Below are 3,551 nucleotides of genomic sequence, written 5' to 3'. Positions count from 1 at the left end.
GGCGGCAGCGCGATCCGCTATTTGTCGCCGCGACAAGGCCCGCGCTGTTTCTCGGGCTGCCGATCGAGATGGCTGTGGCGATCATCATGATCGGCGCGATGATCGTCATCTTTGGACACAACCCTTTTTATCTGACGCTGGTGCTGCCGCTCTGGTTCGGAGCGCGCTGGCTTGTTCGCTACGACTACAACGCACCCCGTGTGGCCTGGCTGTGGTTCCGCACCAAGGCCACCGGCGCCGGTGAAAATCAGGCTTGGGGCGGGGCGTCCCCCGCGCCGTTCCCGATGAAGGTCCAGCAGGGCAGGGGGATGCGCAATGCCGGGTAATCGAATCAGGGCGGAACGCAGCGCTGAACGCTATTTGCCGTATCTCGGACATATTCGGCCGGACATCCTGCTCATGGATGACGGCAGCGTTCTTGCCATGGCCGAAATTCCCGGCGCTCCCTATGAGCTGGCGGCCGATGCAGATCGCGCCGCGAGCCTGGTCACGGTCAATGCGCTCTGCAAGAACGTCGCAGATGACAATGTGACGCTGCACTCGGCTTTCGTCCGCGGGCCTGGGGCGGGGCAACTCGCACACGCGGTTATGCCCAATGAGTTCGCGGCTTCACTCGATCGCGCCTATCGCGAGCGCGTCCTCGCCGGGCGCCTCTATCAAAACACCTGGTATCTGACGGTGATTGTCTCCCCCCGCAATCCGCTGGGCGGCAAGACGGGCGGCGCCACGGCCTCCCTATTCGGTGGCAAACGGGAACGCCAGAAACCGCACGCCACCGCCGAGGGCATCCGCCAGCTAGAGGAGGTTTGGCAAACAATCAGCCAAACTCTGGCCCCCTATGATGTTCGCCGGCTGGGCCTGCGGCCAGCTGCCAATGGCCAGTTCTATTTCAGCGAAATCGCCGAGGCGCTGCGCCTGATCCTGACGGGCGCGGCGGCTCCGGTGCCCTTGGTCAGCGGCCCGCTCGGTACCGCCCTCTATACCGATCGCGCGATCTTCGGCCGCCGTGCCTTTGAGCTGCGCGGGCCGGGGGCGTCTCGGTTCGGCGCGATCTTTGGTTATCGCGAATATCCGTCTGAGACCTATGCCGGCATGTATGATGGGGTCTTTTCCCTGCCGTGCCCGGTGGTGATGGTCCATACTTTCGACTTTCACGCACGGCATACCTCTGAAAAACGGCTTGGCCTGAAAGCCGCCCAGATGACGGCCGCGAACGACAAAGCCAAGTCGCAGATCAGCGACCTTGCGGACGCCCAGGACCATCTCGCGTCAGGCAAGATCGCCATGGGCGAGCACCATTTCTCGCTGACAGTCTATGCGGACACGATCGAGGAGCTGGATCGGTTGTCCGGCTTAACCCGCACGGTGATCGCCAATAGTGGCGGCGTCGTCGCGCAAGAGAGTGCCGGGCTGGAAGCGGCCTATTTCGCGCAACTGCCGGGCAACAGAAAATGGCGTACCCGGCCGGGGACCATCACCACACGGAATTTCGCGGCCTTCTCCGGCTTCGAGGCGTTTCCGCGCGGCCAACGTGCCGGCAAGTGGGGGCCGGCCATGGCGCGCTTCCGCACCACGGCGGGCACGGCCTATGATTACGTGCCCCATGTCGAGGATGTCGGCATGACGGCGATCTTCGGTAAGATCGGCCAGGGCAAAACCACGTTCATGCTGTTCCTGCTGGCGCTGTTCCCGCAATATTTCGCGGCGCGCAACGGCGCGGTGGTGTTCTTCGACAAGGACCGGGGCGGCGAGTTGCTGTGCCGTGCGGTCGGCGGCCGTTATCTGGTGGTGAGGGCAGGGCGGGATAGCGGCCTGGCGCCCCTCAAGGCGCTCGACAGCACCCCGGAATCGGTCGCCTTCCTCGTTCAGTGGCTCACCGCCTTGATCCAGCAAGACGGGCACGGCCCGCTCCCGCCCGAGGATGACGCCCGCCTGACCCGCGGCGTTCAGGCCCTGCTGCGCCTGGCCCCGGACATGCGCTCGCTGGCCGGGCTGCGTCAGTTCCTTGACTGGCGCAATCCGATGGGGGCAGGCGCGCGCCTCGAACGCTGGTGCAAGGGCGGGTCGCTCGGATGGGCCTTTGATGGCGAACGTGATGACGTGTCGCTTGATGCAACCACGGTCGGCTTTGATCTGACGGCCATCCTCGACAATGGGACCGTCTGCGCTCCGGCCGCGAATTACCTGCTATATCGCATCAGCCAGGCGCTCGATGGCCGTCGCTTTGTGCTGTCCTGCGACGAGTTCAATTTCTATCTGCTCAATCCGCTGTTCGCCAAAATCTGGGCGGATTTCATGCTCACCGTCCGCAAGAGCAACGCCGTGGTGCTTCTGGCGACGCAGGAGCCCGCGCCGGTGCTCGATTCACCGCAGGGCGATAGCATCTTGCGGCAGTGCCAAACCCTGGTGTTCTGCCCAACGCCTGGCGCGGAAGAACATCTCTACCGCAAACGGCTCAACTTCACCGCCGGCGAGTTCCGCGCCATTGCCGAGGACATGCTGCCCAACTCCCGGCAACTGCTCATCAAGCGGCATGGCGGCTCCGCGATCATCGATTTCGACCTGTCCGCTCTGCCTGAGTTCGTCGCGATCCTGTCGAGCCGCAAATCCTCGGTTGGGTTTGTCGAACAGCTACGCGCCACCCACGGCGACGATCCAGCGGCCTGGCTGCCGGCGTTCATGGCGCGGTTCCACGAGGAAGTTGAATAGGAGGACCAAATGCTCAAGCCCTCTCGCCGGCTCGGAATCGCCAGCGCGATCGCCATCCTCGGCTTTGCTTCACCCGCCTTGGCGCAAGTCCCGGTGATCGATAGCGCCTCATTGGCACAAATCGTCAACCAGCTAAATGAAGCCAAGCAGCAATATTCTGAACTCGTCAGCCAATATAATGAGCTGAAATCGACATATAACGCGCTCTCGCAGAACGTGAATCCGAACCAATGGGCGCAACAGCTCGATCAATCGGCCATGCAGGACACGGTGCCCAACACCAGCATCTTGCCAAACATGCTTGACGGGATCAGTCCGCCCTCCTCGCTGAGCGGCAATGTCGGCTCGCTCGCGCAACAATATTACAACATGAACAAGGTCTATATCCCGGTCGGCTCGGATTTCGGTTCAAAGCAGATCCAACAGGGCGCCAACGAAACGGCGAATTTCGAGGCGATCGCCACGCAAAACCTGCAATCGCTGGAAGCCCGCGAGCAAGAGCTGCCGCAGATTCAGAGCCAGCTGAACAGTGCCACGACGATCCAGCAAGTCGCCTCAATCCAGGCCCGCCTCTCCGCCGAACAGAACTATGTCCAGGCCCAACAGGCCCAGGCGCAAAACCTGCAACTATTGGCGTTCGAGGAGAACCGCGCAGGCCAGGAAGCAGCCGCACAAGAAAACGCACAGGGCGGCGAACAAACGCTCTCAACGCTGTGCGGCGATGCCCAAACTCTCGGCGGGGAGCCTTCGGCATGTCAGGGACAATGAAACTCATCATCTACGCCCTGATTGGTGCCGGCGTGATCGCAGGTGGCGGGGCTTACTACGTGTACGTCATTGCA

The 3,551-nt window shown here is 62.6% G+C and carries 3 protein-coding genes; all 3 read left to right on the top strand.

Translation table 11 applies throughout. The annotated features are described in order from the left end of the window. Window positions 1-326 (top strand): type IV secretion system protein VirB3 (locus tag APM_RS19395; protein WP_007425096.1); only part of this gene is annotated, 326 nt, incomplete at its 5' end. Continuing rightward, on the top strand, window positions 316-2,709 hold the full coding sequence (locus APM_RS19390) for a VirB4 family type IV secretion/conjugal transfer ATPase (protein WP_039889358.1): 2,394 nt from the start codon (window positions 316-318) through the stop codon (window positions 2,707-2,709). The genes APM_RS19395 and APM_RS19390, both read left to right, overlap by 11 nt. Window positions 2,710-2,718: 9 nt before the next feature. Beyond that, window positions 2,719-3,477, top strand: a complete 759-nt coding sequence (locus tag APM_RS19385; protein ID WP_007425094.1) for a type IV secretion system protein — start codon at window positions 2,719-2,721, stop codon at window positions 3,475-3,477. Window positions 3,478-3,551 lie beyond the last annotated feature (74 nt).

Source organism: Acidiphilium sp. PM (assembly GCF_000219295.1).
In the GTDB taxonomy this organism is placed as follows: domain Bacteria; phylum Pseudomonadota; class Alphaproteobacteria; order Acetobacterales; family Acetobacteraceae; genus Acidiphilium; species Acidiphilium multivorum.
The sequence above is the reverse complement of the archived record's forward strand: the minus strand, read 5'-3'. Positions and strand labels throughout refer to the sequence as shown.

Coding starts and splice junctions, on each gene's coding strand:
- APM_RS19385 (WP_007425094.1), top strand. CDS start 2,719: ATGCTCAAGCCCTCTCGCCGGCTCGGAATCGCCAGCGCGATCGCCATC.
- APM_RS19390 (WP_039889358.1), top strand. CDS start 316: ATGCCGGGTAATCGAATCAGGGCGGAACGCAGCGCTGAACGCTATTTG.